The sequence below is a fragment of the Pseudomonas sp. B1(2018) genome (assembly GCF_003097365.1).
GTDB lineage: Bacteria > Pseudomonadota > Gammaproteobacteria > Pseudomonadales > Pseudomonadaceae > Aquipseudomonas > Aquipseudomonas laurylsulfatiphila.
The window spans coordinates 20,240-46,871 of the sequence record NZ_PYUK01000031.1 but is presented as its reverse complement, the minus strand read 5'-3'; the positions used below and the strand labels follow the sequence as shown (position 1 = coordinate 46,871).

36 protein-coding genes are annotated in these 26,632 nt (G+C 56.2%); 13 read left to right on the top strand and 23 right to left on the bottom strand.

Features of this window, described 5'->3' with window-relative positions; genetic code table 11:
• From C9422_RS30670 to C9422_RS30640, 7 genes are all read right to left on the bottom strand, one after another.
• On the bottom strand, window positions 1-753 hold a 753-nt coding region (locus C9422_RS30670; protein ID WP_256590051.1), incomplete at its 3' end, for a head maturation protease, ClpP-related.
• Window positions 668-2,218, bottom strand: a complete 1,551-nt coding sequence (locus C9422_RS30665; RefSeq protein WP_116583237.1) for a phage portal protein — start codon at window positions 2,216-2,218, stop codon at window positions 668-670. The genes C9422_RS30665 and C9422_RS30670, both read right to left, overlap by 86 nt.
• Window positions 2,215-2,427: a primosomal replication protein PriB/PriC domain protein gene (locus C9422_RS30660; RefSeq protein WP_116583236.1), complete on the bottom strand. Its 213-nt coding sequence runs from the start codon at window positions 2,425-2,427 to the stop codon at window positions 2,215-2,217. Before C9422_RS30660 ends, C9422_RS30665 begins: the two co-directional genes overlap by 4 nt.
• The gene (locus tag C9422_RS30655; RefSeq protein ID WP_116583235.1) at window positions 2,418-4,499 is read right to left on the bottom strand and encodes a phage terminase large subunit family protein; all 2,082 of its coding nucleotides are present in this window, start codon (window positions 4,497-4,499) and stop codon (window positions 2,418-2,420) included. The genes C9422_RS30660 and C9422_RS30655 overlap by 10 nt, the downstream gene beginning before the upstream one ends.
• Window positions 4,462-5,016, bottom strand: coding sequence for a terminase small subunit (locus tag C9422_RS30650; RefSeq protein ID WP_008015854.1), 555 nt, complete (start codon window positions 5,014-5,016; stop codon window positions 4,462-4,464). The genes C9422_RS30655 and C9422_RS30650 overlap by 38 nt, the downstream gene beginning before the upstream one ends.
• Window positions 5,017-5,178: 162 nt before the next feature.
• On the bottom strand, window positions 5,179-5,919 hold the full coding sequence (locus C9422_RS30645; RefSeq protein ID WP_116583234.1) for a hypothetical protein: 741 nt from the start codon (window positions 5,917-5,919) through the stop codon (window positions 5,179-5,181).
• A complete protein-coding gene (locus C9422_RS30640; RefSeq protein WP_116583242.1) occupies window positions 5,920-6,240 on the bottom strand; it encodes a phage holin, lambda family in 321 nt (106 codons plus the stop codon). It lies immediately after the preceding gene.
• Window positions 6,241-6,407: 167 nt separating this feature from the next.
• On the opposite strand from C9422_RS30640, the gene C9422_RS30635 reads away from it, so the two are divergent.
• Together C9422_RS30635 and C9422_RS30630 are read left to right on the top strand one after the other, a co-directional pair.
• Entirely contained in the window at window positions 6,408-6,593 is a 186-nt protein-coding gene (locus C9422_RS30635; protein WP_116583233.1) for a type II toxin-antitoxin system HicA family toxin, read from the top strand.
• Between the two features lie 49 nt (window positions 6,594-6,642).
• Window positions 6,643-7,065: a type II toxin-antitoxin system HicB family antitoxin gene (locus C9422_RS30630; RefSeq protein ID WP_116583232.1), complete on the top strand. Its 423-nt coding sequence runs from the start codon at window positions 6,643-6,645 to the stop codon at window positions 7,063-7,065.
• A gap of 105 nt (window positions 7,066-7,170) precedes the next feature.
• Here the strand turns inward: C9422_RS30630 and C9422_RS30625 are convergent, their stop codons facing one another.
• From C9422_RS30625 to C9422_RS30585, 9 genes are all read right to left on the bottom strand, one after another.
• On the bottom strand, window positions 7,171-7,752 hold the full coding sequence (locus C9422_RS30625) for a hypothetical protein (RefSeq protein ID WP_116583231.1): 582 nt from the start codon (window positions 7,750-7,752) through the stop codon (window positions 7,171-7,173).
• Window positions 7,753-7,799: 47 nt separating this feature from the next.
• Window positions 7,800-8,120 carry a hypothetical protein gene (locus C9422_RS30620; protein WP_116583230.1) on the bottom strand — a complete coding sequence of 107 codons (321 nt, stop codon included), beginning with the start codon at window positions 8,118-8,120 and terminating at the stop codon, window positions 7,800-7,802.
• Window positions 8,092-9,420, bottom strand: a complete 1,329-nt coding sequence (locus tag C9422_RS30615; protein ID WP_116583229.1) for a site-specific integrase — start codon at window positions 9,418-9,420, stop codon at window positions 8,092-8,094. Before C9422_RS30615 ends, C9422_RS30620 begins: the two co-directional genes overlap by 29 nt.
• The gene (locus C9422_RS30610) at window positions 9,417-9,626 is read right to left on the bottom strand and encodes a hypothetical protein (RefSeq protein WP_116583241.1); all 210 of its coding nucleotides are present in this window, start codon (window positions 9,624-9,626) and stop codon (window positions 9,417-9,419) included. The genes C9422_RS30615 and C9422_RS30610 overlap by 4 nt, the downstream gene beginning before the upstream one ends.
• A gap of 29 nt (window positions 9,627-9,655) precedes the next feature.
• Window positions 9,656-10,156: a hypothetical protein gene (locus tag C9422_RS30605; RefSeq protein ID WP_116583228.1), complete on the bottom strand. Its 501-nt coding sequence runs from the start codon at window positions 10,154-10,156 to the stop codon at window positions 9,656-9,658.
• The gene (locus C9422_RS30600; protein WP_116583227.1) at window positions 10,156-10,971 is read right to left on the bottom strand and encodes a replication protein P; all 816 of its coding nucleotides are present in this window, start codon (window positions 10,969-10,971) and stop codon (window positions 10,156-10,158) included. Before C9422_RS30600 ends, C9422_RS30605 begins: the two co-directional genes overlap by 1 nt.
• Complete coding sequence (locus C9422_RS30595) at window positions 10,971-11,747, bottom strand: helix-turn-helix domain-containing protein (RefSeq protein WP_116583226.1); 777 nt, start codon at window positions 11,745-11,747, stop codon at window positions 10,971-10,973. Before C9422_RS30595 ends, C9422_RS30600 begins: the two co-directional genes overlap by 1 nt.
• An 11-nt stretch (window positions 11,748-11,758) precedes the next feature.
• Window positions 11,759-12,421 (bottom strand): phage regulatory protein/antirepressor Ant, encoded by a 663-nt coding sequence (locus tag C9422_RS30590; protein ID WP_116583240.1) that lies wholly within the window; start codon window positions 12,419-12,421, stop codon window positions 11,759-11,761.
• 145 nt (window positions 12,422-12,566) lie between these two features.
• Complete coding sequence (locus C9422_RS30585) at window positions 12,567-12,998, bottom strand: phage regulatory CII family protein (RefSeq protein ID WP_116583225.1); 432 nt, start codon at window positions 12,996-12,998, stop codon at window positions 12,567-12,569.
• 194 nt (window positions 12,999-13,192) lie between these two features.
• Here C9422_RS30585 and C9422_RS30575 point away from each other — a divergent pair, with 194 nt between their 5' ends.
• The 7 genes from C9422_RS30575 (at window position 13,193) to C9422_RS30545 (ending at window position 16,634) form a co-directional block, all read left to right on the top strand.
• Window positions 13,193-14,044 carry a LexA family transcriptional regulator gene (locus C9422_RS30575; RefSeq protein ID WP_178082443.1) on the top strand — a complete coding sequence of 284 codons (852 nt, stop codon included), beginning with the start codon at window positions 13,193-13,195 and terminating at the stop codon, window positions 14,042-14,044.
• Between the two features lie 158 nt (window positions 14,045-14,202).
• The gene (locus C9422_RS30570) at window positions 14,203-14,454 is read left to right on the top strand and encodes a DUF1654 domain-containing protein (protein ID WP_116583223.1); all 252 of its coding nucleotides are present in this window, start codon (window positions 14,203-14,205) and stop codon (window positions 14,452-14,454) included.
• Window positions 14,455-14,891: 437 nt separating this feature from the next.
• A complete protein-coding gene (locus C9422_RS30565; RefSeq protein ID WP_256590049.1) occupies window positions 14,892-15,287 on the top strand; it encodes a tellurite resistance TerB family protein in 396 nt (131 codons plus the stop codon).
• Complete coding sequence (locus C9422_RS30560) at window positions 15,284-15,487, top strand: hypothetical protein (protein ID WP_116583221.1); 204 nt, start codon at window positions 15,284-15,286, stop codon at window positions 15,485-15,487. Before C9422_RS30565 ends, C9422_RS30560 begins: the two co-directional genes overlap by 4 nt.
• 65 nt (window positions 15,488-15,552) lie before the next feature.
• Window positions 15,553-15,753, top strand: coding sequence for a carbon storage regulator CsrA (csrA, locus tag C9422_RS30555; protein ID WP_116583220.1), 201 nt, complete (start codon window positions 15,553-15,555; stop codon window positions 15,751-15,753).
• Window positions 15,754-15,903: 150 nt separating this feature from the next.
• Window positions 15,904-16,176: a hypothetical protein gene (locus C9422_RS30550; protein WP_116583219.1), complete on the top strand. Its 273-nt coding sequence runs from the start codon at window positions 15,904-15,906 to the stop codon at window positions 16,174-16,176.
• Window positions 16,173-16,634 carry a hypothetical protein gene (locus C9422_RS30545; RefSeq protein WP_116583218.1) on the top strand — a complete coding sequence of 154 codons (462 nt, stop codon included), beginning with the start codon at window positions 16,173-16,175 and terminating at the stop codon, window positions 16,632-16,634. The genes C9422_RS30550 and C9422_RS30545 overlap by 4 nt, the downstream gene beginning before the upstream one ends.
• Before the next feature lie 393 nt (window positions 16,635-17,027).
• Here the strand turns inward: C9422_RS30545 and C9422_RS30535 are convergent, their stop codons facing one another.
• The 4 genes from C9422_RS30535 to C9422_RS30530 all read right to left on the bottom strand — a co-directional run bounded on the left by C9422_RS30535 (window position 17,028) and on the right by C9422_RS30530 (window position 19,229).
• Window positions 17,028-17,726, bottom strand: coding sequence for a hypothetical protein (locus tag C9422_RS30535; RefSeq protein WP_165824831.1), 699 nt, complete (start codon window positions 17,724-17,726; stop codon window positions 17,028-17,030).
• Window positions 17,727-17,836: 110 nt separating this feature from the next.
• Entirely contained in the window at window positions 17,837-18,403 is a 567-nt protein-coding gene (locus tag C9422_RS32120) for a hypothetical protein (RefSeq protein WP_133249050.1), read from the bottom strand.
• 1 nt (window position 18,404) lies between these two features.
• A complete protein-coding gene (locus C9422_RS32115) occupies window positions 18,405-18,758 on the bottom strand; it encodes a hypothetical protein (protein ID WP_133249049.1) in 354 nt (117 codons plus the stop codon).
• A 192-nt stretch (window positions 18,759-18,950) separates the two neighbouring features.
• On the bottom strand, window positions 18,951-19,229 hold the full coding sequence (locus C9422_RS30530) for a hypothetical protein (RefSeq protein ID WP_116583217.1): 279 nt from the start codon (window positions 19,227-19,229) through the stop codon (window positions 18,951-18,953).
• Window positions 19,230-19,317: 88 nt separating this feature from the next.
• Here C9422_RS30530 and C9422_RS30525 point away from each other — a divergent pair, with 88 nt between their 5' ends.
• The 4 genes from C9422_RS30525 (at window position 19,318) to C9422_RS30515 (ending at window position 21,438) form a co-directional block, all read left to right on the top strand.
• The gene (locus tag C9422_RS30525) at window positions 19,318-19,905 is read left to right on the top strand and encodes a hypothetical protein (protein ID WP_116583216.1); all 588 of its coding nucleotides are present in this window, start codon (window positions 19,318-19,320) and stop codon (window positions 19,903-19,905) included.
• Window positions 19,902-20,069 carry a hypothetical protein gene (locus C9422_RS32340; RefSeq protein ID WP_165824830.1) on the top strand — a complete coding sequence of 56 codons (168 nt, stop codon included), beginning with the start codon at window positions 19,902-19,904 and terminating at the stop codon, window positions 20,067-20,069. The genes C9422_RS30525 and C9422_RS32340 overlap by 4 nt, the downstream gene beginning before the upstream one ends.
• 66 nt (window positions 20,070-20,135) lie before the next feature.
• Window positions 20,136-20,387: a DUF4224 domain-containing protein gene (locus tag C9422_RS30520; RefSeq protein ID WP_371924944.1), complete on the top strand. Its 252-nt coding sequence runs from the start codon at window positions 20,136-20,138 to the stop codon at window positions 20,385-20,387.
• Between the two features lies 1 nt (window position 20,388).
• Window positions 20,389-21,438 (top strand): tyrosine-type recombinase/integrase, encoded by a 1,050-nt coding sequence (locus C9422_RS30515; RefSeq protein WP_116583214.1) that lies wholly within the window; start codon window positions 20,389-20,391, stop codon window positions 21,436-21,438.
• A gap of 376 nt (window positions 21,439-21,814) precedes the next feature.
• Here the strand turns inward: C9422_RS30515 and C9422_RS30510 are convergent, their stop codons facing one another.
• From C9422_RS30510 to C9422_RS30500, 3 genes are all read right to left on the bottom strand, one after another.
• Window positions 21,815-24,241 (bottom strand): RND family transporter, encoded by a 2,427-nt coding sequence (locus C9422_RS30510; protein WP_116583213.1) that lies wholly within the window; start codon window positions 24,239-24,241, stop codon window positions 21,815-21,817.
• Window positions 24,242-24,248: 7 nt separating this feature from the next.
• Window positions 24,249-25,205, bottom strand: coding sequence for a YCF48-related protein (locus tag C9422_RS30505; protein WP_116583212.1), 957 nt, complete (start codon window positions 25,203-25,205; stop codon window positions 24,249-24,251).
• Between the two features lie 68 nt (window positions 25,206-25,273).
• Complete coding sequence (locus C9422_RS30500) at window positions 25,274-26,632, bottom strand: DUF1329 domain-containing protein (protein ID WP_116583211.1); 1,359 nt, start codon at window positions 26,630-26,632, stop codon at window positions 25,274-25,276.

The window sequence follows — 26,632 nt, the reverse complement described above, 5'->3', positions numbered from 1 at the left end:
GGCTGGGGCTGGAGCAGGCGCAGGCGCAGGGGTTGGAGCAGAACCGCGTGGATTGAACAGATTTTTTGCCGAGGTAGGCATATTGGTGAACTCCTGCATGCGTTTTGAAGTGAGTTGGGCGGCCGCCTTGAACGGATCAAGCACGTTGTCAGCGAAACCGGCCGCCACCGCTTCGTTGCCATCCATCCAGGTTTCAGCCTTGAGCAGCGCCTGAATGTCCTCGATCGCTTTGCCCGACTTGCGCATGTACGCCTGAATCAGCGTGCTCTCGACCTTGTCGAGTAAATCGGCGTACTCGCGCATGGCATCGGCATCACCCACCTGCCCACCCCACGGTTTGTGAATCATCATCATGGCGTTGGCAGGCATGTTGATTTCATCCCCCGCCATCGCCACCACGCTGGCCATCGAAGCGGCGAGACCGTCGATGTACACCACCACCCGCGCCGAATGGCCGCGCAACAGGTTGTACATGGTGGTCCCTTCAAACACGTCGCCACCCGGCGAGTGGATGTGCAGGTTGATGTGTGACACGTCACCCAGGGCGGCCAGATCACGGGCGAACTGCTTGGCGGTAATACCCCAGGCGCCGATTTCGTCGTACAGCATCACCTCGACCACCCCGCGCTGCTGCGCAGCACGGAGCGAGTACCAGCTTTCGCCGGGCTTATTCGTCGGGGTTATCGAGGCCCTCGGCCTCATCATCGGCAGGCTTAGCTTTGTTTTGCTGTTCATTGTTTTGCGTTTTTCCATAGGTCTCGTGATAGAAGTCCGAGCTGAAGACCAGTCCCTGTTCCCGGTTGGTTTTGATTTCCGAAGCCCGGGAACGCTTGAGCTCCTGCGGATTGCGCTGCCGCGCCCGCGCCACTTCCGATTCATCGGAAAAGCCGGCCTCGACCAGAATTTTCCAGGCATTGGCCTCGTGGATTGGGTTGATCCAAGGCATCACCGGCCCTTGGTAAATCGCGCCAAACACGGTGTCCGGATCGACGTCGACCGGCACCTGGATTACCCCGCTGGCAATCGCCATGTGCAGCCATTCGCGATAGACCGGGCGACTCCAGTAGTCGATAAATTCGTGTTGCAACAGGTCATAGCCCGCTTGCCCCTCGACCAGCTCTTGGCGCTGTGCGGAATAGGTCCCGTCATAACTGCGCGCCACGCTGGAGTAAGTGCCCCGGGTACCGGCGGCCACAGCCTTGAGCTGGCCGTTGCGGAAGCCTTCGAGAAAAGGGTTGGGCCGATTGCTTTCGATCATGCCGACGTCTTCGCCGGGCAGCAGGCCGTCGAACACCATGCCCGGGCCGATGGGAATGCTGCGAGCAGCGGCAGCCTGACCATTCACCGCCGATGGTGTGGTGTAGTCGTCCGGTGTGCCTTTTTTGATGTACATGGCCAGTGCCGCGCTGATACGTGCGGCAACCCGTTCGCTTTCCTCGTAATCCTTGATGTCTGCCAAGCGAATCAGCACGGCATGCAGCAGAGGTTGGCCGCGGTTTTGACCGATGCGCTTGCGGTGCGCGATATGAATCATCTGTTCGACCGGCACGCGCTTGGTGGTCAAAGTCAGCTGAAAACCGGCGGCATGCCCAGGGTGGTGCTTGACCAGGTGATAGGCCCGGACCCGCCGCCACTGATTGCGCTCGATACCCTGCACAATGCCCTTGGCTTCATCGTTGTATTCCCACGGCAGGTAATCCGGCTCCAGCAACTCCAAAGCGAAGGGCACCACGCTCAGATGCTCATAGCTGGGCACACGCCCCTTGAGTTTCTGTGCCAAGGCTTCGCCATCGCGCAGCCAAGTTCGGCACACCTGCCGCTCCATCTGCGGTCGGGACAGCTCGCCAGACGTTTCCGGGCGCAACGACCACTCGGCCCAGCGGGCCTTGATTTGCGCCGCAAACTCCAGATGCACTTCCCCGGCGTAACTCAAGGGAAACGGCTCGACCGCGATGCCCATGCCGCCCACCACTCGCTCCTCCAGACGATCGAATAAGCCTGTGACGATGTCGTGGTCTTCGTCCAACTTGCGGCACTGCTCGCGCAAAGAGCGCGCCGAACGCTGCAGCGAGCGGTCCGCGCTGGCCGATTGTTTTTTGGCTTGGTGGGTTCGGGTCGCCTGCGCCGCTTCAAAGGCCATGATGGTGCTACGGGCACGCAGACGGTCAGCCACCAGCCCGGGAAACACCGGGGCCAGCACGCGATCCAGCAGGTTCATCGGAATGTCGCCAAAGCGTATGGCGGTTGCCCCGCCGCCGCTGCCTGTTGTGCTCGCAGCCGGCGCTCCCATTCCAATCGGCCGGCGCGGATTTCCTCCAGGTCATCCATGATCAACTTGCGACCATTGAAGAGGATTTCCTTGCCCTGCAGGATGGCCAGTTCGGCCTCCAGATAACGGTCCACCATGTCTTGAGCGGTTATAGCCATGCGCCTTGTCCTGTATTAAGCCAGCCACCCGACTCGGCGGGCTGGTCGGATGATTGTTCAGGCTCTACCTCAGGCACCGACACCGTAGTCGGTGTCAGAGCGGCAACGGTGGCCCGTTTGCTTTCCTGCTCGTGACTCATCGGCACAGCCCAGGTACCTGACGGCAACTGCTGTGCGAGTAGATCGAGATTCATGCCAAAGCGCTGCTGCGTTATGCGTAACGCCGCCAAGGCGTACACCAGGCAATCGAGCGCTTCGTTTCGTCGCCCGCCGGCGTCCCAGCGCTGGACACGTTGGTGTTTGACAATCACCCACTTGCGGCGCTCGGCAGTCAGTTGCCGCAACTCGTCTTCGCCGCAAATCATCTCGTTTGCAGGCAGGTGGATACAGCCAGGCACAGGCGCACCCGAACCGTCCGGCTGCATCTTGAGGCGGCCATAGATCAGCTCTTTGGCATTGTCGGTCCCCACTTCGACCAGATACGCACGTCCGCCTTTGACCTTGGTTTTCTTACGCGGCCAGGTCGCTATTGGCTTACCGTAGGTCGAGGCACCGAACACAGGGATTACCCACTGGGTGCCGTGCTTGATGCATTCCTCACGCACTTCATCGCAGTAGTGACCACCTTGGTCCCAACACCAACGCTCGACGCCCATCACCGTGCCATCCGCCCGGGTGTAGGTCTTGTGGATCTCGATGCCGACCTTGGCCCGTAACTCGATGCTGCCCGGGTCACCTTGCAGCACGAACTTATGGACCAGCCATGCTTCCTCACCTGCGCCAAACGCCCAGACCCGGCCTTCGTAGCGGTCATCTTGGGTATCAATACCGCCGAACAGGGCAACCGCTTTAGCCGGCACTTGCGGGTAAATCTCCCGACGCGCATGCAACTGCTGCCATTCCAGCTGCTCGCCTTGGTCCTCTTCCCACGCTTCGCCCAAGGTGGTGTTGACGAAGGTCTTGAGCTTGCCCCGATCCTTCTTGATCTTGAGCCATTCCGTGACGACTTCGGCCCAGGTCACGAACTCCGAATACGCCGTCCAGATATGGAAAGTCACTGAACGCGGCGACGGCATTGAAGTGTCCAGATCGTTGAACCAGTCCATGCCGTCACGCGTCCAGATACCGGTCCGCTCGCAGATGTAGCGACCGTAGACGGATGCCGCGACCATTTCATGGTATTCGAAGGTACAGCCATGGCCGGACTCGCACAGATACCAGGCCTTCACCACTTGCCCCAGTTCGTCCACGGCCCACTTGATACCGAACGGCGTAGCCGGGTCGCCCCACTTCAGATACTGCTCAGTCCCGCAGCACGGGCACTTGATGTTGAAACGAAGAAAGTGCGGGGAATCATTGGCCGCCCGCGTGATCTGGCAGCCCTCCCCCGATGTTTCCTCATTGTCGTCAGCGACCACCACTGTCGTCGGGGTCGATCCGCGTATGGACTTTTTGAACGTGGCACCTTCCAAGCGTTTGTCGCCAAGAATGGTGGGGGCACCCTCGCCTTCAATGTCCGCGTTGAACTTCGAAAGCTCGTCATAGATCACTTCATCCGGGCTTTTCTCCCGGTAGTTTTTTGCCGCCGTGCCACCCAGGCACCACAGCATCTTGGCGTTATCGAACCGTTTTTCATCCAGTGTGTTATCGCGATGCTTCACCCCATACCAAGGCGCCAATGCGCGCACCACAGGACTGTCACGAATCATCGTTTCGATGTGCCGTTTCATCATGCCGTCAGCGTCGCCATCGGTTGGGCACCAGACGATGACGTTGCGTTTCTTGTGCTGGACCTTGTAGCCCATGTTGGCCACCAGCATTTTGGTGTAGCCAACCCGCGCCGATTTCAGCACGTTGACCTCACGGATCAGGTCGTTGCCCATTGCGTTGAGAATCGCGACCTGAAAAGGCGCTGTCGTCCAATCCCCTTCCTGATAGGACGACTCGGACGACAGATAGAAATGCTCATCGGCCCATTCAACCGCTGTGCGCGGCGGCTCTTTGTAGAGCCCGGCGAGTCCCTTGCGGACACCCTCAACCAGCGCCCTCATCCAAGGTGTCGACAAACTCATCAAGCAACTCCGGCAAAAGATCAGCCAAGCCGACCGCATCATTACGCGTCACGGCGACTTCGCGCTGGATCGCCTCAAGGTGACGCACCTCGATGTCGGGGCACTTGCGCTTAACCTTTAAGTGCACGGTGTCGAGGGTGGACCCGAGCTTTGCGCTCAGGCGAGACAACGCAAACAAGCAAAAATCAACCGGTACCAGCTTCTTGGCCTTGACCTTGTTGCGCATTTCCTGAGCGTCCGCTTGCTCAGTTGTCAGTCGTAATTTTTGCTGCGCCTGTTTGTATTCAATCAGCGGATCGATCGGATCACCGTTGTCGTCGACAGGTTGGTCTTTTGTCACCTGATGCTTGAGTCGGTTATCCAGCACCGACCGGACATCGTAGAAGACATCGCGGCCGATCTTGGCAACGGGCTGAACGCCCCATTTATCAAAGGCCTGAGTCGTGATGCCGAGGCTGGTAGCCATGCGCGATTTGTTCAGCCAATGAGGCTCGCGGGAGATGGTCGGATTGGCCATGGACTAAACAACAACCTCGATTCAAAAATGGGTCATATATAGCGAAGCAGCGGGGCCCGAATTACCCCCTACCCCCCACCCCCTCGGGAGGACCCGTTAAATTTTCGCCTGGGCAAACAAGTCGAGCATCACCCGCCAGAAACCGGCCTTTCTTGCTCGTTGTCAGGGCTTGGCAGTGGCCATTGCATCGGCAAATGCACCGCGGAACTCAGCGCTGTAGTTGGCCTTGCAGATGTTGTTGGCGATCTTGAAGAACGGGAAGATCGTGCGGTACACCGGCGCGCTGCGGCTGAACACAAACACCGGCCGGACCGCATCGCCGAACGCGGTTTCTTTACGCTCCCACACCCCGGCCGTGCCATCGACAACACCGGAAAAATAGCTGCGGGCATTGCCCTTGCGCTGACTGCGCTTGCTGCCGGTGGCATTAGCTTTGTAGCCGCGCCGGCTCTCTGCCGCACCGAGGCCTGATAAGATTTTGTTCATCAAGCCGCGCGACACGTTGCCGTGCCTATCGAGGACATTCGGACTGGGAATAGCGTATTGACCGGCCCTCATCAGGCCGTTCGAAATCAGCGATTTTTCGAAGCGCTTATGCGGACGTGGTCCACCCCGGACAGTCTGCTGAAGATAGGTATCAGCGGGTATACCCGAGGTCCAAGAGTCCTTGAAATAGACTTCGGCTGGCTTGCTCTTGGTGGCGATTTTGACGAACAGGCTGTTCATCGTGGTCCGGGTTGGCCGGTCCAAGCGCTGAGCCATGACGGTCAGTTCACCCTTCTTGACCCGCTGGGCCAATCGGGTCGCAGTCAGGGTAAGCACATGCGGAATGTGCTTTTTCTCCAGCTCCAGCAGCGCTTCGGACACGGGCAGCATGTCTGGCGTGATCTTGATCTTGACCATTTAGCAATCCGATTTAGGAAACCTGCTTTCAGCAATCCGATCGGCCCAGTGGGCAACCTTCTTCACCCCAAGAAACCCAACCCAGATACCAACCGGCTGGGCAAGCGACGACGACAAACCCATCAACTCGAAGCCCCAAATAATGCTGAGGGATAGCAAGACACACATGGGGCCTTCGATCAGCGCGTCTTTCCAAGTGCCGCCTGTGTAGAACACACGCAGCACGGTCATGCACAACGACAGAAATGCCGCCCAAATAGTTTGTGAATGCTGACTTAGCCACATAAATGCAATGGCCCAGGTATCGGGTTTGTCCGGCATGTTCAGGGGTCTCTGTTGCCTCCCGAGGCTCGGAAGAAGGATCACAAAAAAGCCCCGCACAATGGCGAGGCCTTAGAAATAGGAAAACTCACAAACACATCACAAATGCATTGATATATACCATTTATGGTATATACTGAATCCATCAGACAGACAGAGGAGAGCTGATGAAATGTAACGAGTTCAAGCGGTGGCTGTTAGCCCAAGGGGTAGAGATTTCGAATACGGCAAAAGGAAGCCACTTCAAACTCTACTACGGAAGCAAACAGACAACTCTTCCAGACCACGGCGCCAAGGAGATGGCCGAAGGGACAAGAAGGGCAATCATCAAACAACTGGGCCTCAAGGATTGAGGCTCCACCCATTGAACTCCGGGTCATCAGCTCCACAAGAGGTAACACCATGTACGACTATGCGATCAACGTGACAGAAGATGTGGGCTCATTCTGGTCATCGTGTGACGACATTCCAGAGGCACACAGCGCTGGCGATACGCTTGAGCAGTTGCTGCACAACGCTGCCGAAGGCCTTGAGGTGGCGTTGTCGATTTATGTTGACCAGTTACGGCACATTCCCCAGGCATCGCCTGCGAAGGAAGGTCAGCACGTCATACACTTGTCCGCGCTCGTCAACGCCAAGATCGCACTGTGGAACGCCATGCGCGATAAGGGCATGCGAAAAGCTGACTTGTGCCGCCTGTTGGGTGCTGTTCAATCGAAAGTAGATCGACTTGTCGACTTTGAACACAGCTCGAAAATCGAACAGGTCGAAAGCGCTTTGGCTGCCCTGGGCAAACGCCTGACGGTCTCAGTCGAGTCGGCCTAAACGCAAAAACCCCGCTCGAAGGCGGGGTTTTCTTTGATTTATGAGTAAGTTGCCGTAGGCAAAACTCTAACAGTGGCGAAATATTGCCGCCAGCCGTGCGGGAAGTCAAGCAGCCTCTTTCATCTTGTAAATCAGTCCCCCGATCGGGCTCAAAGCCTTCGCGTCGATGTCGTAGCAGGCGTCAAAGCAGAGCTGCACAAAAGGCTCCCAATCCCGACCCCAGGCTGCGGATGGAAGCCTGACCCCGTACTCGGCATTCATCCAGGACCTGAATTGTTCAGGCTTGATCAGCGGGTCATCATTAGCCGACTGGCCGCCCTGATGCATGTAGCGATAACGACGGAACACACCCTTGGCCACGTACTCGGCGCGTTCCCTCTTATCGGCTGTCATGCGTGCCGCCCGGGTGCATGCCAGATTGAACACGGCCTCTTCTGCCTCTTCCCGATCATCATCGGTAGGTTCAGCTGCGTACATGGCGTTACCGAATGCACGCAACGTGTTGTGAAGACGGGCGATTGCCGACTGAACCTGGCCAGCTAACGTCGCATGGATCGCATGATCAGCCGTAGGTCCGCGCTCGGTTTTCTGCACCACAACACCCAGCACGGCAGCATCAGAGGTCTGACCGGGGGCGGGGTTGTAGTTGCAGTCATGCCATGCCTGGCGGGCGGAATTGATCTTCATGCTACCGCCCTCTTCAGTTCGCTGATCAGCGTCCGATTAACCATCACTCAATCCCCCGTGAAATTCGTTCCGCCGGCACCGCGACGGTTGTTCTGTTGGTAGTACTCGGCTGGGCCAGATATCGACGAGCCCTGATGGAGCACTTCAATTTCGCGCTGAGCCTGCTGCAATTTGAAGCTCAATTGGGTTACTAACTCGTCCGAAGAAAGCACCAACCTGCTACCCCGAATAACCCAACCTGAACCGTTGCAAGCAGTACAAATCAACTCATAAAACAGCCCTTTCACTACCGCTTTGCCCTTGCAGGTCGGGCAAGGTTCCAGCTCGATCCTCTGCCTCTTAAAGCCAAGCCCCTGCCCTTTCTGCATGTTTTAAATCCTCTCCTGTGGTTGTTTCTTGAAGGGCATCGCAGGCCTTGTTCTGTAAGGCCTCCAGAGGTTTACCGGAATCTTCGGATCTAACACCGGTCAACCCGTGGATCAGGGAAAAACCCTTCTGGTCTAGATGGATGTGCCACTGCTCCAGTGCATCGAGCTTGCGACTCATGACGTCCGACTGGATGTACACCTTCACGTTGTGGCCCATGGCGTGGTTGATCAGTAGCTCGCCGATCAGGTGGTCAATGCCGATGTCTGCCCAACCGGTACGAGCCAATTTGCGCAGATCGTGGCTGGTCCATTCACCCTGCCCCAACCGGGTGAATGCAGCACTGGCCTGCCCTTCACTGAGAGCTTTGCCATGGCGCGCCGGAAACAGGAATTGGCCGTCATACCCTTTGGCTTGCTGAATGTCGCGATAACGGATCAGTAGCTCGCGCACCTGGTCCGTCAGCGGTAGGTGATGCCCGACACCAGTTTTGGTGTGCTCCGCCGGGATGAACCACTCGCGCTCCGCCAGACTGATATGCGACCAGCGAGCCTGCCGGGTTTCGCCGATACGCGTGCCATGACAGAGCATCATCAGCGCCAACATGGCGTCGCCCGGTGCCGTCAGCACGACCTGGGACAACTGCTCCAGTAGCTGCGGCAACTGAACACCGCGCAACCGGCCAGGCTTGGCTCCGATTTTCATCTTGCTGAAGTCGCTGAATTTGATTCCCGCCATCGGGTTAACGCGGATAAAACCGAGTTTGAACGCCTGGCGCATCGCCTGGACCAGCAGCTTAAACACCAGCTGCACATAGCCCGCTGAGTAGTTTTCCTGCAATGGCCAGATCAGCTCGCTGTCGAGCATGGCTTTGTTGATATCGCTGAGAGGCAGGTCACCCAGACACGGCATCAAGTGACGTTTGATGGCCGAAGCGGCAGTGCTCTTGCGCTTACTGGAAAGGCTGCGATCACGGGACATACGTTCGGCGTACCATCCCAACAGCTCGCTGATCGTGACCCACTTGGACAGCGCCGAACCTTCGTTGGCCGCCACGCGCAAACGTACTGCCGGCAGTGCCGTGACCACTTGCTTGGTGCTCAGATCAGGGAAGCCGCCGATACGGTGCCAAGTGCGTTTGCTGAGCAGGTACCAAGAGCCACGGGAACGGTTCTTCGCAAAGCGAAAGTGCAACGCCGGATGACTGGCATCACGCAGATCTCGAACATGCAGCTTCTTGGCATTGCGTTCGATCTCGGCATCCGACAGCTTTACCGTCAGGGTCTTAGCCAAGGGCGTCATTTTTGGGCTCCGAGAGGATTGTCTAGGTCAACGACCTGAAACGTGGTCGGCCACATCCAGGCGCCGTAGCGCTGGGCCATTGCGTGGTCAACGAACAGCGCCAAAGCGTGGTCGGGGGTGCTGCCCATATCCATCTTGAACGAGCAGCAGAACACGGCGAACCGATAGTTCGCCGGGTTCGGCACAGCCAGAAGGCGATCAGGCATATCCAAACCGATCACCAAGCGCTTGCCCATTAGCCCCCCTTCAGCAGAGATTGCAGCAGCTTGAATTTTTCGAGTGCGTCAGCGTTGACCTCGCGCTCCGCCTCGACGGAAAGCGCCACTTCCTCAATACGCACCGCCAGCTTTTTCATCCGCTGTCCGACCTCCTCGGCAAAGCTGATGACCTCGCCAGACAGCACCGCCAACGTATCCAGGGCACTGACATCGGCTTTTTTAATGGTCAAAACGGCTGACTGGGTTTCTTTTGGCATGCTCCGCTCTCTCGGGGATTTGATGGTGACGGCGGTACGCTGATAGTGACCGTTAACGGGTTCGCGAATGAGACCTGCCTCCTTCAACTCACCCAAGCCGCGACGGACAGCTGGGAACTGGGCCCCCGTGGCTTCGGAAACCATCAACGAATTGAAAATGTCGTGGGCACTCCAACGCTCCTGGATGGGTACGACCTGGAACACCTTGCGGGCAAGTGAGGATTGCCCGGCGAGCATGTTTTGTTGCTTGGCTGCATTCATCAGAAGCCACCTGTGCGGTTGAATGGATCAGGGAGGGAGTTCAAGCGGGTACGTGGAAGCGAGGCTTGTTGCTGCTCGCGCTTTCCCGGGCCACTGGCAAAGCGAGCCAGCAACTCGGCGCGAGCGACCTTGCCGTCAAGCGGGATCAACTGTTGTGACATGGTCATCAACAAGCGCGCCTCGCCGTACTCTTCCGCAAGTTGCGTTTCGGGTTTTTGCGAGTCGTGGCCGATGCCAATGGCGATGTCTTCGAGCGGCTGTCCGCTGACCAACATCCGGATGGTGATGTCATAGGCGCGATCAAAGACCTTGCTGGCCTTCTCGGACACCAGGCTGTTCAGGTTATGCATCTCGCATTGAAGCGCGGCATGACGTACCGCCGGGTGCGACCACTCGCGGGACATCGCTCGGCTCGGGTCCAAATTGACCAGCGCTTCACGAAAGGCTTTATCGTGCGATGGAATGCCCAGCATTTCAGGCGTTGGCTGACACCACTTCACAAACTTGCCGACGCTCGGCGCGAAATCGCCGCCGTGCTGTCGGCAGTTCTGCAAGCCGTACCGAATCTGCTCAAGGGTATTGATCCCGGCGGCGATGAATGCCTTGACCCAGCTGCGTTTCGCAGCCCGTAAGGCTTCATCATCGGGCCACGCCTGTTTCCAAGCCGGAAAGATCGCTTGCAGCTCCTTGAACAGCGCGTTGACGACGTCAGCGGTACCAGGCGGCAATTGTTTCGGTTGAACCAGAGTCACGGGTGGTAGGTTGCCCATCTTGCTCAGAAGTTGACTGGCGCTACGCGGCGCTTTCAGCTCCATCACAAATCCCCCAGATCATCAGCCCAGCTGGAGTCATCGAAATCAGGGGACACCGATGGACTGGAAGCAACTTTGACTTGCTCACGTTTGACCCAACGAATCAGGCGAAAACACCAGCCAGACGCGCTGTCGACGGTCGCGGGCTTAGCAACGAAGAAGCCCTTGAAGCCAGCGAGCAAGTCACTGGTGAGGGCGTCACAAGGCAGACCGGCAATCGTGAGCTGATCAGCCAGCGCCTTCTCGCTCGGCTCCCAAGTGGCGAACATGGCAAAGCGCTGACGATCATCCGGTGAAGCGATGGCCGCTTGGTCCTGCTCGGCCATGACATCGGAAATCTCGCGCTGCTGCTGCTGTTCGGTTACTTGATGGTTAAGTGACGTATTGGGTGCAGATACTGCACCCCGTTCTGTCTCAGGCTGCACCCCGTTCTGTTGTGATTTGCACCCCGTGGCGTCATTTGCACCCCGTTTTGCGCGGGGTGCAGGATTTGCACCCCGAGATAATTGAAGGTCATACACAACTGGACGGCGGTCATGGCGATCGATGTGTACGGCGGCGATGGCTTGATTGCCCTCCTGAATCAGCCCGGCCTCTTCCAGGTCGTTCAGTTTGTAGCGGACGGTACGCTCGGACAGACCGGTGTCCAGAGCCAGGGTGGCGGCCGATGGAAAAGCACCGGCGCCATTCGAGCCGGCATAGTTGGCTAGGCACAGCAGCACATGCCGTGCGCTTGAATCTTTCAGGGAATCGATGGGCAAAGAGAGTGCCCAGGACATTGCTTGAACACTCACAGCGAGGCTCCGACATTAAATTCAGCCAAACGGGCAAGGCCTTTGGGAGTGACCATTGGATCGAATGCCACGCGCTCGATGCCGCTCTCCGGATCGGGCGTCAAGGCCGTTACCTTGTGGATCATGTAGCCGGCGGTGATGCGCGGCTGATAAGCGACCCAGCGCTTTGAACCCTTGCGGCGGAAAATCCACCGATGCTGTTCAAGCCAGGCAAACAACCTCGCAGGCTGGATCTGTAACTGTTTGGCAGTGTCGGTGATGCAGATCGCTCCACCGGCCGCCGCCAGACGTTTGATCGCGGCAACTTTTGGTGCCTGATCGAGAATGACCAATCGCAGCGACTGGTTATCCCTTGCTTGGTCAGCGGCTGCCTGCAACGCTTCGGCGTAGGTCGCCGGGATCTGAAATTGACTGAACTGGGCTTCGAGTTCCTGCCAGCGATCAATAATTTTCGCGCGCAGTTCGACGCTGTAGCCCGAGACCACCACTAAGGTGTCACGTTGAGATAGCAAGAACTCGCGATAGATCTGCCCGTTTTGTGGGTGGACGTAGGGGGTGTCGTTTGACGAAACGACACCCTTGGCAACGAGCCCCCGGACTGTTTTCAGTACGTTGTCGTGCGTGCTGCCAGTCAGCTCGGCGATCTCGCGTGAAGACATGGTGTGACATGACACGTTTTGCGATTCACTGAAACGAGTCACGACATCGGAGGTATTGCTCAAGACAATGTGGCTGTGCATAATCGCTGCTCTCTAGTTTTGCGAATCAGCCGACCTTCTCCGTCGGCTTTTTTGTTCCTGTGATTTAGGCGACCTTCACTGCTGCCTCAATGGCGTCAACCTCGCGCCGGACATCCGCGATTTCTTTACAGATTCCCGCTTTCTCGATCTGTGTTACGCGGCCATCCACCAACGCGTTATGTACAGCGACCGTCAGATCCGCGAACTCCTTTCCAACAAGTGCCAGCGCGGCAGGAAGGGTTTTCACCTCAGTAACTTCCTTCGCCACCAGCGAGTACCCGAACTCATCGAGTAGCGCGTTGAGAACAATCGCCCGGGACTCGACAGAGAGATGGGTAAGCACTTGGCCGAACATCTCTAGATTCATCCGATGCGCCTCACGATTCGGATTGGCGCAGTCAAGCAACCTGGTCTCATTCACGCCCATACGTTTTGCCAGGGCGGTGCCGCCATCAGCCTTTACTTCCCGATGCAGTGTTCTTTCGAAATGTTCCATTGCGAAAACCTCAGTTCTTCTCGCGTAGCGCTACGCCATTACCGGTATCAAAATATTTCTCAGGGGGCTGGAGCGATTCGAATGTCAATTCAAGCCACCATTTCGGCCCATGGAAAAGCAGGGCAAAGGTCCTCTTTTTTGAAGTTCCCGTCGGTCAAGGCTTCTGCCCGTTTGGCAATAACAGGAGACATTCCGTGCTTACCCCGGACCCAGCCAGAAACTGTGCTTTGATCGACTTTGAGCTTTTCTGCTGTGGCCTCTTGCGTACCGAAGAAGGCAACAAGGTCTTTGAAAATGGTCTTCATACTACGCCCACTTATGTGAATACCCATATCGTAGATCATGGGCATACCACTTTGCAACGATATGGGTTCGCCAGTAATAATCGAACGATGGAATATAAAGAACGAATCAAGGCCGCTCGACGGCACGCCGGGTTTACCCAAGCTGAGCTAGCAAAGCTCGTGGGAATCGATCAGGCATCTATTTCTGATCTTGAACGGGGGAGATCACAACGCTCCTCCTATAACGCTTCCATTGCGAAGGCTTGTGGGGTTTCGGCCATTTGGATTGAGAGTGGGTCTGGCCCGATGGTTTCAGACACTACCGAACAGCCCAACGTAAAAGACGTGGTTCAACCACAGATGCTTTATCGATATCCAGTGATCAGCTGGGTTTCAGCCGGGTGTTGGGAGGAAGCTGTGCAGCCATACCCCGACGGCTTTTCAGACAGATATGAAGTATCTGACTACGACTCCAAAGGACCTGCCTTTTGGCTTGAGGTAAAAGGCGACTCTATGACCGCCCCCGCAGGTGTCAGCGTTCCTGAAGGAATGATGATCCTGGTAGACACCGAGGCTGATGTGAAACCTGGCAAGCTTGTTATTGCCAAATTGCCCGCGAGCAACGAGGCGACATTCAAGAAGCTGGTAGAAGATGGCGGCATTCGTTATCTGAAGCCGCTGAACCCAGCTTATAAAATGGTCGAGTGCGATGAAAACTGCCGCATCATTGGAGTAGCAGTGCGTATGACCGGGAAGCTCTAGTACGCCGCCTACCGCTATTCAGGTGATGAACCAGCCCGCACTCAGCGGGCTTTTTTTCGAGCTAAACCCGAAAGAGTACACACGTGCTCTTTCCGGATTGCTGCCTTACCTAGAACTAAATACTGTCTATCCATATAGAAAAACAAAGGAAGACAGGAATGAATCATGGCGCTACCGGCATTACCCAAAAGCTTAACAACTACGAACAAGTCGGCCGTCGTATTCAACGCCTAGTGTCCGATCCAAACGTGCAAAAGGTACGGACAATCAAGATTGCCAGACGCGCCAACGAGTCCCCTGCGGCATGGGAACGAGTGATCCAAGAACTCGAGGAGACTGACGGGATCACTGTCGAGCGCTTAGAAGAAGACAGCGTGAGGATTGGCTGGCAGAAATACGCCGACCTATAGAAGGAGCCCGCGATTTGCGGGCTTTTTTACGTCCACAAGAAATTATATGGGTTTACCCATTGACTCAATTTATGTGTACACCTATATTTCGCCCATGCCGACACATAACCGGCTCAGCAGCGAAAGCCGCGCCACTCTTTAACAATCAGCGCAACAAACAACAGACCGCATTGCCTCTACCGGCGACCGGCGAACAGACAGGCCCGAAGGCCTGCCCACGACAGGAACAACCTGGACGGCTGCTCGATGGTGAAACGCCAGAACCGCGTGAATGACCCGGCAAGCAATGCGCCCCGCCCCTCCGGCGGCAATAGGACGGACAGCATCACTGCTGCACCTTGGCGACAGGGTGCATCGGGATGTCACCCCCCAGAGAAATCACCATGTTCGGAATAAAAAAGCTCTTCGGAAAGCAAGTCGGCAACGCCCAGGCCGAAATGAAGAAAGTCGTTAACCGCGACTTGATGCAGGCCATCGTTGGTGGCGGCCTATTGGTCGCTGCGGCTGATGGAGAAATTGAAGCCAGCGAGGTTTCCAAGCTGGATGAGCTGATTCGCTCCAACCCGAATTTGACGCACTTCGGCAGCGAGATCACCGAGACCATCAATCGCTTCACAGGCCAGTTGAACGCCAACTTCCAAGTAGGTCGAGTGCAGATCAAACGGGAACTGGCCGACATCAAAAACGCTCCGGCGGACGCGGAAGAAGCCTTCGTCAACATTCTTGCCGTTGCCCAGGCCGATGGTCAGATCGAGCCAGCAGAATTGGTAGTGCTGAAGGAAATAGGCATGCACTTCGGTCTGCGCCTGGCTGACTACGGTATCGAGGCGTGAAGTCCGCGACAAAGGTTCTGCTGATCCTGCTGGCACTGATCGTGGGCTGCATGCTGCTGAGAAGTCTGGCCTCGCGGGCTACTTGCTCCTACTACGGCTTCCAGACTGACCGAGAGACTCGCTACGCCGCCTTTGTTGGCTGCATGGTGAAGCTTGACGGTACGTGGTTCCCTCGCAATGAAATCCGCGTAATGCAATGACGTTTCACTGATGCCGCTTCTCGCAAGGCGGCATTGGGAAACCCACTCACGCAAGGAAATGGACAATGCTGATTTTGACTCGCAAAGAAGGCGAAAGCATCAACATAGGTAACAACATCACGATCACTGTGCTGGGGGTTAGCGGCAAACAGGTACGTATCGGAACAAGCGCACCTAAAGATGTTCTGGTGCATCGAGAAGAAATCACCCAGCGCATTCAGGCGGGTTTGTCGAAGTCCGCGATGGCACCACCTGCGATCACTTAAGCAGGTCTTTGTGACGCAAATATTGGCCCGGTTCCGATCGGGCTTTTTTACGCCTGCAATTTATCAAGCAGCCCCCTTCCCTGCCCAATGGCCACCAGCAGGTGGCCGGACTGCTGATGAATACACCTAACCGACTCCGAGGGATCAACTATGCATCCATCATTTCAAGAGCGCATCGATGACCTCGGTGTGCCGCTGCAACAATCAAGTGCCGTCCGGGTCGGGTACTTCGCCCGTATTGGACAACCAGCCTCAGCCAAACCGGTGCGCTACCAAATCGCCGGCGGAAGCTTCGGCATGTACCAGATTAAAGACCTCACCACTGGCAAGACTTGCGCCTTCCGTGGTACCTACAAGGCCGCTCACGACCTTGCCATGCAGTTCGAAGCAAAGGCCAATCGCCAGATTGCGGTGACGCTATGAAAAAGCGAAAGCCCAATAACATGCGTACCCGGTTAGAGCGAGCGAGCCGCGCACTGGTCAATGCCAATCACGTCGCGGTGGTCCACATCGACCCCAGCGGACGCCAAGGGATGATCAACAGAAAGAGCTGCAAGAGCATCCCGCCAGGGCAGCGCATGGCAGAAGCAGTCTGCGACATCGCCCACCGCTGGACGATCTATGTCAGCGTCCAGTGTCGCGATCAACAAGGGCACCGCTACACTAAATCAGTAGAGGTTGCTCCCCAAGGCAACTATCTGGCCGCGCACCTCGAAGACGTGATCGAGGAAACCTACAAAGACCTGGTCGCCGAGAGCAATCCGAATCATCGGGTTGCTTCGGGCTGGATCGCCATTCCCGCCGAAATATCGCTGACTGAAGAGCAAGCCGCCCAGGTGTTCGACGCCGTGGGTGTCTGGAATCAGCAGAGGGCAGCATGAGAAGCCTCAGCAACCAGGTACGCCAGCGCCGACGACAGACATGGCTGAATTTACCGGCCCACGGAATTGAAGAGGTTGACCATGGCAGCAAATCAGAAAGCCCGGTCAGCGAAGACCGAGGCGAAGAGAAAGACGAGCGGCGAGGAAGAGTTGCGAATGCATGCATTGGGCCGTACCCGATAGGCACTGACTGAATTGATGGAGTGGCACGGCATTGAGGAGCATGGCGAGGCCATCACGCTGATGATTCATCATCTTCATGGATTAGGGCCCCAAAAGTCTGCGCCACTGTTGACCCGCCGCGACACGAAATCACGATCAGCGAAAACGTGTCTCGAAGGTTGGATCTGACCTATGAGCGTGAAGAGTTGCGCATCCACCATGACGAATAACTCAGCTCAAAAACTCAATCAACTTAGCACCCAAAGGTGTCGCTCTTCCAGCCAGCATAGAATCAACACCCATCGTTGTTCCAAGGCTATCAGTGGTCACAAGACCACGCTGATAGAGATCCTTCCATATTGGGGTGTACAGCGCGCTCTGACTCGCCAGTTCAGGAATTGAGTACTCAATAACTTGGGTAAGCCCTCCCATATACCAATTTTGAGGAACCTCCCGCCCTTGTTTGGCGATCCATGCTCTCGGATCGCGAAACAAGTGCAGTAACTTTATATGGGTAACTGTACAAGCATCCACGAAACCTAGAAACAGCTGACGATAGTCGTCTGGCGGGCAGCTCGGGAGTGCAGAATTTTTTACTGCATTGCGTAACGCCTCAAGTTTTTCTGCCTCATGATTTCGAAGAGATATGGAGCAAACCTCAGCTACCGTGCTGATGAAGGCTTCGTTCTCCTGTAGCCCCTCTTCAGTAACCACTCCTTTTTCGATGAGCTCATTCATGACCTCCCCGATTCGGACCATCGTTTCGGTTCGACGTCTATTCAGGGGGGACTCGAGAACGGAGTTGAAAATCTCCATCAGAGGCCCACCTACAACGGGTAGTGTACTTATCCCAATGCGCGCCAAGCGGTGAATTTTTTCGCCATCAGGTTCCAGATCTGCATCAAGGCCATTCAAATCGACTTGCTTCATTTCCACTCCCTACCCGGTCCCATGCCGGTCATCCGTAATACCCCCGCACCAACCAAATTGCTGCTGTCGCACCCAGTCACTGAGGACAGTGACTGAGGCAGACTTGCAAGCTATTGGGCTTTATCACCAACCTCTAGATAGGTTGAAACGATAGGGGAGTCACTCAGAGGCAATTGGCATGATTGTCCCTTTAGGCTCTTCGCCAAACCTTCGCTTAGCACTTGTGCCTGCTTATTTGCATTATTCGCAATCGCCAACGCTTCATTCACGCGGCCAGCAATTGGCTCCCCATTCTCCCCAACCGTACCACTTGGCTCAGGCAATGGCTCTCTGTAAAACGTTGCGGAATACTCGCTCAAAAGTCCTTTTAAATAATCCAGCGGCGGAAGAGCTCTAACGTCAGCAGTTACCTTTATCTGCTTATCCCCATCTTCAACGCCAAGTAAAAACGGATGAGATTGTTGTAGAGACTCATTGCGGTGCGACAACCACCATGACGCCAAACCAGGGACTAGAAACACTCCCGTAAGCAACAGAGAAAGGCCGAACGGCTTGCTTTCCGAGTATAGCCATACAGAGTGAAAACCAAATAACACAGAAGCAGCAACCAGAAGATTAACCATTATATGGTTGCCTTTCGGCTCTACCTTTACTTCAGCCGCGGCTTTAACTTCCATATCAAGCCCCAATCGTTATAGTGCCATTTGGATTTTTTACGGCATTATAGTATGGATGACTCTGCTGGCCGGGGATAAGATTTATGAACTTCACAACATTCATCAAAACCCCGTTAACTTCGATAGCATTAGTGGCATCGATGTAGCAATTTCTAATTGAGAAGTAAGGACTTTCAATTATCAGCTTACAGTTATCAAATCGGCACTCTTCAAAGACCCAACCGTCTAGCTTAATGATTTTCTGGCTGTACCATAGCCCTCTAACTACAGGATTATATGGCGTCGGCATTAGTGACGACGGAGCGTTTCCCATCAAACCATTTGTCAATGGATTTACTTGGTTATCTTTGAACATCCTGCGCCCCCCTCAAAACCACATTTAACATGAAGATCAGAATCATATACTAACAAGGTGCCACTACGCCCATTACTTTCTGAAGCGTTTGCAGCGGCATCGAAACTGCAAGCATGACTTGGCGCAAGGCGACCGGAAACAGTAAGGCAGTCACCGTCGTCCGCTGGATAGGGATGCGAATCCTTCGACAGCTCAACTCGGATCGATAAGTACCCCCTGATCATCGGAGGTAAGGGTTGGTTCTAAATCCTGAGGACGGTTTGGATCGTACGGTTCTCGCTTTTTCAGTTCGCGCACTTCTTCGAGGCGTCCCCGGGACCGGTCAATATCAAAGATCTTGCCTTCGGCCAGAGTCTCGAGAGTGGAAGAAATTCGAAAAAAGCCACCGCAAGGCTGGCAATGGAAGCGCAGGCCTCCGCCAAACGTTTGATGTTCAACCGCCTCTTCGTTTCCGCAAATTGGACAGGCCATAACACAACTCCTTTTTGTCGATCGCTCAACTTTAGCTGATCCCTTACCACCCTCCACCGCCCGGGCATGGCCCGGCATAGGACGCCCCATGCCCACAAAACACAAAATCGCTGAGCCGACGCCGAGCCTGGCAATCGGCCACGACCTCAGCGCTGCAACTTGGACGGACTTCTTACAGCGCCTGCGTCATGACTGCGTTGGCGCCGGTGTTCGCGATCATTGCACATCAGCAGCGCTGTTTACCGTGCAGACCAAGCGAATCGACTATGGCTATGAGCGTGACTACGCAGAGGGCCTGGTGGTGCTGGTTGACGATTGGTCGTGGTTCAGCCCGCGCGAGTACTGGGATGACCTGGATGTAGCGGCACAAGGGCAGTTGAACGACCAGGCCAAGGCTGACCGGGAATGCAGCTTCCTCGATCTCGACGACGATAACCAATGGGAAATCCTCAGCGAACTGGATAGCCACACCGTCACCGGCTGGAACAAGCGCTGGGAGATGGTGAACTGCCACTTTACGAAAGATGCCGCCGAAGCGTTCATTCGCCGCAAGAAGCACGACTACGGAGAACTGCGGATCTTCGTCGAATCGCAGTTTTACGCCTGGGAGTTTGAAGCAATCAAGGAAGCGATCCTCGACGGCACGCTTACCTACTCGCCAAAACTGAAAGCATGAAGTGCCTCATCCGCCTCAAGTTCGAAGCCTGGTTGATCCTGTTGGCTGCGAAGATCCTGAGCGACCGCAACGTCCACAGCACCGCCGAGGTGTCACGCCGTGTCAACGGCATGGCCGAACAACTCGAAGCCATCGCCAAGCGCATCAGCAAGAACTACGCGTAATTCTCCCCCTCACTGCCTCCGTTTAGAACGCGAGCAAGTTTAACCACCTCTGCCGCCACGCGCAGCATGGAGCATCACATGGAATCCGAAATCCTCTCGCCCGCCGAGCTCGTGGAACTCACCGGCTATAAGGCCCCAGCGTCTCAAAAACAATGGCTAATAGATCGCCAGTGGGTGTTCGAGGTAAGCCGCAAACGCCCACGAGTTGGTCGGCACTATGCCCGCATGAAATTGGGCATGGTGATACCTACTTATCTCAACCCGACCCCTACACCCACAGCGCCAGTATGGACGCCAGACTTCTCACGAGTGAATTGATATGCGTCCCCGCAAGGCCGAAACACGCAACTTACCGCCAAGGATGTATCAGTGGACACGCCTCCGGAAAAGTGGAAAAACTTGGATTGCTTACTACTACCTAGACATTTCCGGAAAGGCGATACCGTTAGGCAAAGACCTGGACAAGGCCCGGATCAAATGGGCTGAACTCGAAGCCATGCAGGTGCCTCTCGATCTTCGAACCATGAAGGGTATCTTCGATAGGTACATTCGTGACATTGTCCCCAAAAAAGCTGCACGTACCCAAAAGGACAACCTCTCAGAAATCAAGCAACTACGGCCCATGTTCGACAGCGCCCCTATCGATGCTATAACACCTGCAGCAATTGCTGGTTACAGGGATGCACGCTCGGCAAAAGTGCGGGCAAATCGCGAAATCGCCACCCTCTCCCACGTATTCAACATGGCACGAGAATGGGGTCTAACCACAAAGGAAAACCCGTGCCAAGGAGTCCGTAAAAACAAGGAAACCCCACGCGATTACTACGCAAACGACGCGGTTTGGAATGCGGTGTACCAGAAGGCAGGTCAAGAGCTGAAAGATGCCATGGACCTGGCTTACCTGACGGGTCAACGGCCAGCGGACGTACTAGTAATGCGCAAGGATGACATCGAGGGAGGATTCCTGATGGTTCAGCAAAACAAAACCAGCAAAAAACTTCGGATACAGACGACCACTGACGGCTCTGCAAACAGCCTGGGCTTGCTGATCGCCCAGATCGCCAAGCGAAATGCGCAGCATCTGTCGAGTTATCTGATAGTGAGTCAAAGAGGAAAACGGATGACAGCTACGATGCTGCGTAAACGATGGGATGAGGCAAGAGAGAAGGCAAAGCGAGCGGCACTTGATAGCAGTGACATGCTCTTGGCGAGCCGAATTGCAGAGTTTCAATTTCGAGACATCCGTCCGAAAGCGGCATCTGAGATCACGGATATTGGTGAAGCCAGCTTGCTGCTAGGACATACCAAAGGCGACATTACCGAGCGCGTTTACCGTCGTGTCGGCGCCATTGCTAAGCCCTCAAAATAGCCAAATAAGTGTTACAAAACCCTAATACCACCCCTTGTAGAATGCGGCCTGTAGAGGTGGCAAAAAAAATCGTATTAGAACGAAAATGAACTGCACACCGCAGAATAAAGGGACTTGAATATCGGTCTTGAAAACCGTCGACTGTAACAGGTCCATGAGTTCGAATCCCATCGCCTCCGCCATCTTTATACGACAAAGCCCTGATTATTCAGGGCTTTGTCGTTTCTGGGGTTTGGTAAAGTTTCCCAACCCACACTTCAGCCCACTCCTTTGCAGCAGCAAACTGGCAGATGCCCAAGCGTATCGATACAAGCGTAGCACCCCTGACTCCCCCCAAAAAAAGACGGCCCGAAGGCCGCCAAAGTACTGCATGGAGTTAGTTTGCGGGTGGCTGCGCAGGATGCTTGCCGGCGTGCACCGGCGGTAGCAGCCATGCCGCGAGTGCCGGTAGCAACAGGATGGCGCCCCAGACATTGACCAGGAACATGAACGCCAACAGCACGCCCATGTCGGCCTGGAACTTGAGGGTGGAAAACACCCATGTGGACACGGACACCGTCATTGTCATGGCGGTGAACAACGAGGCAGTGCCACGCTGCTTCAGCGCTTCGACAAACGCCTGACGCAGGTCCGAATGACGTGAATGCATTTCGTGCTTGATCCGCTCGAACAAGTAAATGCCGTAATCCACGCCGACCCCGACGCCCAGTGCCACCACCGGTAGCGTGTTGACCTTCAGACCGATACCCAGCCATGCCATCAACCCGTTGCACAGCACCGTGACCAGCGCCAGTGGAAGAATGATGCACAGGGTGATACGCAGCGAGCGAAAACTCAGCAGGCAGAGTAAGGTCACCGAGCCGAAAAGCGCGAGATTCACCCACTTGTCCGCCGCCTCGACCGCCTCATTGGTCGCGGCCATTACCCCGACATTGCCACTGGCCAGTTGAAAACGAAGGTCATCGCCGTCGTGGGTTACCTTGAACGCCTTGATCCGTTCGATGATGTTGCTGATAGTCGAGGCCTGGTGATCTTCGGTATACAGCGAGATCGGCATCGCACTGCAGGTGGAGTTCATCAGTTCATTGCCAAGACGCGTGGCGAAACCCACGCCTTGGGCAATTTGCGCCTGCTCCTCGGGAATGGTGCGCCATTTGATGAAGGTTTCCGCGTAGCCCTGGGTGATCTGCCCGACATAGCCCGCCAGCCCTCGCACCGTACCGACGCCCGGGGTCTGCTTCATCTCGAATTCGAAATCTTCGACTTTGCCCAGAATGTTGCGGTCAACACAGGGCGACTCGTTGCCCTTTGCCTCAACCACCACCTGCAGCAGGTCAACGCCGATGGCGAAGTTACGGGTGACCATCGCCACGTCCTGGTTATAACGCGAATCGGCACGCAGCTCCGGGACACCCTGCCCCGTGTCTCCCACCTTCAACTTTCCCGCCTGCCACATGCCGACACCGAGCAGAACCACCGCAATCAGGATGACCGGCACACTGCCCTTTCGGGTTGCCAATCCCCCCAGGTGCTCCCACAGCCAGTCCCCAGAGGTTTCCTTGCCCCGCAGACGCTCGGCATCCCTGGCCGAAATACGCATGTAAGACAGCAGGATCGGCAACAGCAGTTTGTTGGTGAGGATCATCAGGCTGACCCCCAAGGTCGCGGTGATGGCCAGTTCCCGCACCATCTCGATCTGCACGAAGGCGATTACCAGGAACCCCAGTGCATTGGCCAGCAGCGCCATGGCACCTGGAATGAAGAGCTTCTGGAAGCAATTGCGCGAAGCGGTAATGCTGTCGTGACCATGCAACACTTCCAGTTTCCAGGCGTTGGTCATCTGCACCGCATGGGAGACACCAATGGAGAAAATCAGGAACGGCACCAAAATCGACATGGGGTCGAGTGCCAACCCCAACAGCGGCAGAAGACCCAGTAGCCATACTACCGGGACCATGGCGCAAACCAACGCCCAGGACGTCAGCATCAGCGAGCCGCAATACCAATACAGCAACAGTGCGGTGATCACGAAGGCCACGGCGAAGAACAGCAGCACCCCGGCGGCACCGTCCGCGATATCCCCGGTCGACTTGGCGAAGCCAATGATGTGCACACTGACGCCATCTTTTTCGTGTTTGGCGCGAATCGCCTCCAGGGACTGGCTGACCGCTTGCAGATCCAGGCGCAAGCCGGTCTCCGGGTCCACTTCCTGCAAGTTCGCCACCACCATGGCGGCGCTCAAGTCATTGGAGACGATACGGCCGACCCAATCGGACTTCAGCACATTTTCGCGCACCGCCTTCAGTTGCTCTGGAGTACCGGAGAAGTCGGCCGCAACAATGTTGCCGCCCCTGAAGCCGTCTTCTACTACCTCGTTGTAGCGCACATTGGAGGTGAACAACGAAGTGACCGAGCTACGCTCGACGCCCTTGATGTAGAAAACTTCCTCGGTGACCTGATGCAAGCTCTCCATGAATCCGGGGTCGAAGATCTCGCCCTTTTCGTTCTTCAACGCCAGCAATACTTTGTTGGCGCCGCCGAAAACCGACTGATACTTGAGAAAGGACTGCATGTACTCATGCTGCAGCGGGATCATCTTGGAAAAGCCCGCCTCCACACGCAGTCGTGTGGCGGTGAAGGTAAACAGCAGCGTCAATAGAATGAAAAAAATCAGAAGCGGGCGACGCAAGTGAAAAATCCACCAGGACACCCGACCGACCAGACTACGGGAGAAGTGGTGGCGGTCGAGCACCTGAACGTCGCCCACAAGCTCGAGCCCCTGATTGTCGTGGTACTTACTCATAGAAACCTCAATTGGCTGTCGCTTGCGTCAAGCTCAGAGACTGAACACCGGCATCGCCCACGGCCAGGGCACCGCCGGTCACCGCAACAATCTGCGAGAGCCCGCCACGGGCGGCGTGACTCAGCTCAAAGCTTTTGCCATCGTCGTTACTCAGTGCCAGCAACCCGGCATTGCCGACCAGGGCGATACGCCCGTCAGGCAAAACCTGCCCCCCTTGCAGTGCAACCTTGGCGTCCAGGGGAATCAGCTGCCAGGTATCTCCCCGGTCGTTTGAGCGATACAGATTGCCGCGCATGCCGAAAGCCAACAGCGCACCACTTGGCGTCTGCAGTCCGCCAAAAAAAGAACCCTCGTAAGGGGATTGCAACGCTTCCCAGTTCAGCCCCAGGTCACGCGAGCGCAGCAGGGTGCCGGACTCGCCGAAAAGGAACAGGTCACCACCGACCTTCAGCACTTTGGCGATGTGCCGATCAAAGTCCTCCCCCATCACCGTTTTCTTGCTCCAGCTCAAGCCAGCGTCGACGGATTCCAGATAGTGACCAAATGCGCCATAGGCGACGAAATGCTGGCCGCCCAGGTAGGTGACACCGAGCAGCGAATCATGACCGATACCGTCCACTCCTACGGCTGTCCATTGCTGACCGCCATCGGTGGTGCGCAACAGGGTCGCGCCATGTCCAACGGCGATACCCAGTCGGTCGTTGGCGAAAGCAAGCCCGGTCAGCGTTCGATCGGCTGACGTATGAATGCCCTGCCAATGTTGCCCATCATCCGCGGAACGAAGGATCCAGCCGCGCTCGCCGGCACTGAGCAGTTGACTGCCCACGCGCTGGATATCGAGCAGGATGATTCGCTGTGAATTGATCCCGGTCTGGATCGAGCCAGGCGTCTCGGCATGTACAGCAGATGCCGCGATGAGTGCCGCCCACAACACCCTGTGAACGGACTTGCCCAAAATAGCCATTGGCCGCTCCTCTCTTGTATTTGTAATAGACGACCCGCAATCGGGTCGCCTTGAGACTGCCTGAGGGCTTAGTGACCAGCGCGACGCAGGGCATCGGGCTGGAAGTCGGCCTGACGTCCCTTGACGCCGAACTTCCAGGGTTGCTTGACCTCATTGTCCAGGCCCGAGACCATGTAGTTGCCGTTGCTCAGGTCATGGAAGATGTTGGCGCGGTACCACGGCACACCGACGTCATAGAACTGGATTATCGGGTGCACGCCAATGCGCCATAGCTGGCCGCGAGTGTCGTAGGCGTCTTCGAGCAACACGGTCCAGCTGTCCTCGTCGAGATACATCACGCGCTTGCCGTAGATATGCTTCTGCCCGGCCTTGAGCGTGCCCTCGACGACCCAGGTACGGTGGAGTTCGTAGCGCATCAGGTCGGCATTGACGGTGCCTTTTTGCAGGATGTTTTCGTATTTCAGCGACTTATCGGACAGCTTGTAGTCGTTGTACGGAACATAGATTTCCTGCTTGCCGACCAGTTTCCAGTCATAGCGGTCGGGTGCGCCGTTATAGCCGTCGTACTGGTCGGTCACCCGCATGCTCTCGGTGCCATCGCTGACGTTGTCATACGCCAGGTCCGGCGCGCGGCGCACACGACGGGCACCGGCGTTGTAGATCCAGGCCGAGCGCGCTTCCTTGACCTGGTCCACCGGTTCACGCACCAGGTAGACCGTGCCCTGTAACGTGGCCGGTTCGAGGAAGTAGCCCAGGAAGGAAAACAGGTGGTTGTCCATACTGCGATCCATGTTCTGGTCGAACACGCGGTTTTCGCGGAAACCAACCTTGTAGAACTCGCCGCTGCTACGTACCGGGAACCAGTGATAGGTCCGCTCGAAGCCACCGCCCAGGTAGCGAACCAAGTGGTTCCAGATTGCTTCCTGACCGTTCTTCGGGATCGGGAACGGTATGTTCGAGCCATTGAGGTTGCTCAGACCGAAACCCTGCAACTCGACCTGAGTGGACTGAGTCTTGGCTTTGGCGGTGACTTCAGCCGGCAGTGCGGCGGTGCGCCGGGTCTGGTAGATCGGCATCTTGAAGTTGTCATACTTCTTCAACAAAGCCAGGGTGCCGGGCGACAGCTTGCCTTTGTATTGATCGGCATTGGCCGCGGTGATCACCATCTGCGGCTTGTCTTGCGGGAACGGATCAACGTAGCCCTTCTCCGGACTCCAGCCTGCCGGAGGAGCCGTCAGGCCGCCCTGCCAGGCTGGAATGCTGCCATCGGCATTGCCGGCCTTCTCGGCGCCAACCGGAGTGAGGTCGTTACCCAGGCGCGCCGCCTCTGCATCGGTCAATTTGGCGAAAGCGTCGTTCCCGCCAAGCAACAGTGCGATGGCAATAGCCAGGGCACGCGGGGTGTGGCAAGTCTTTATTGTTTTCAT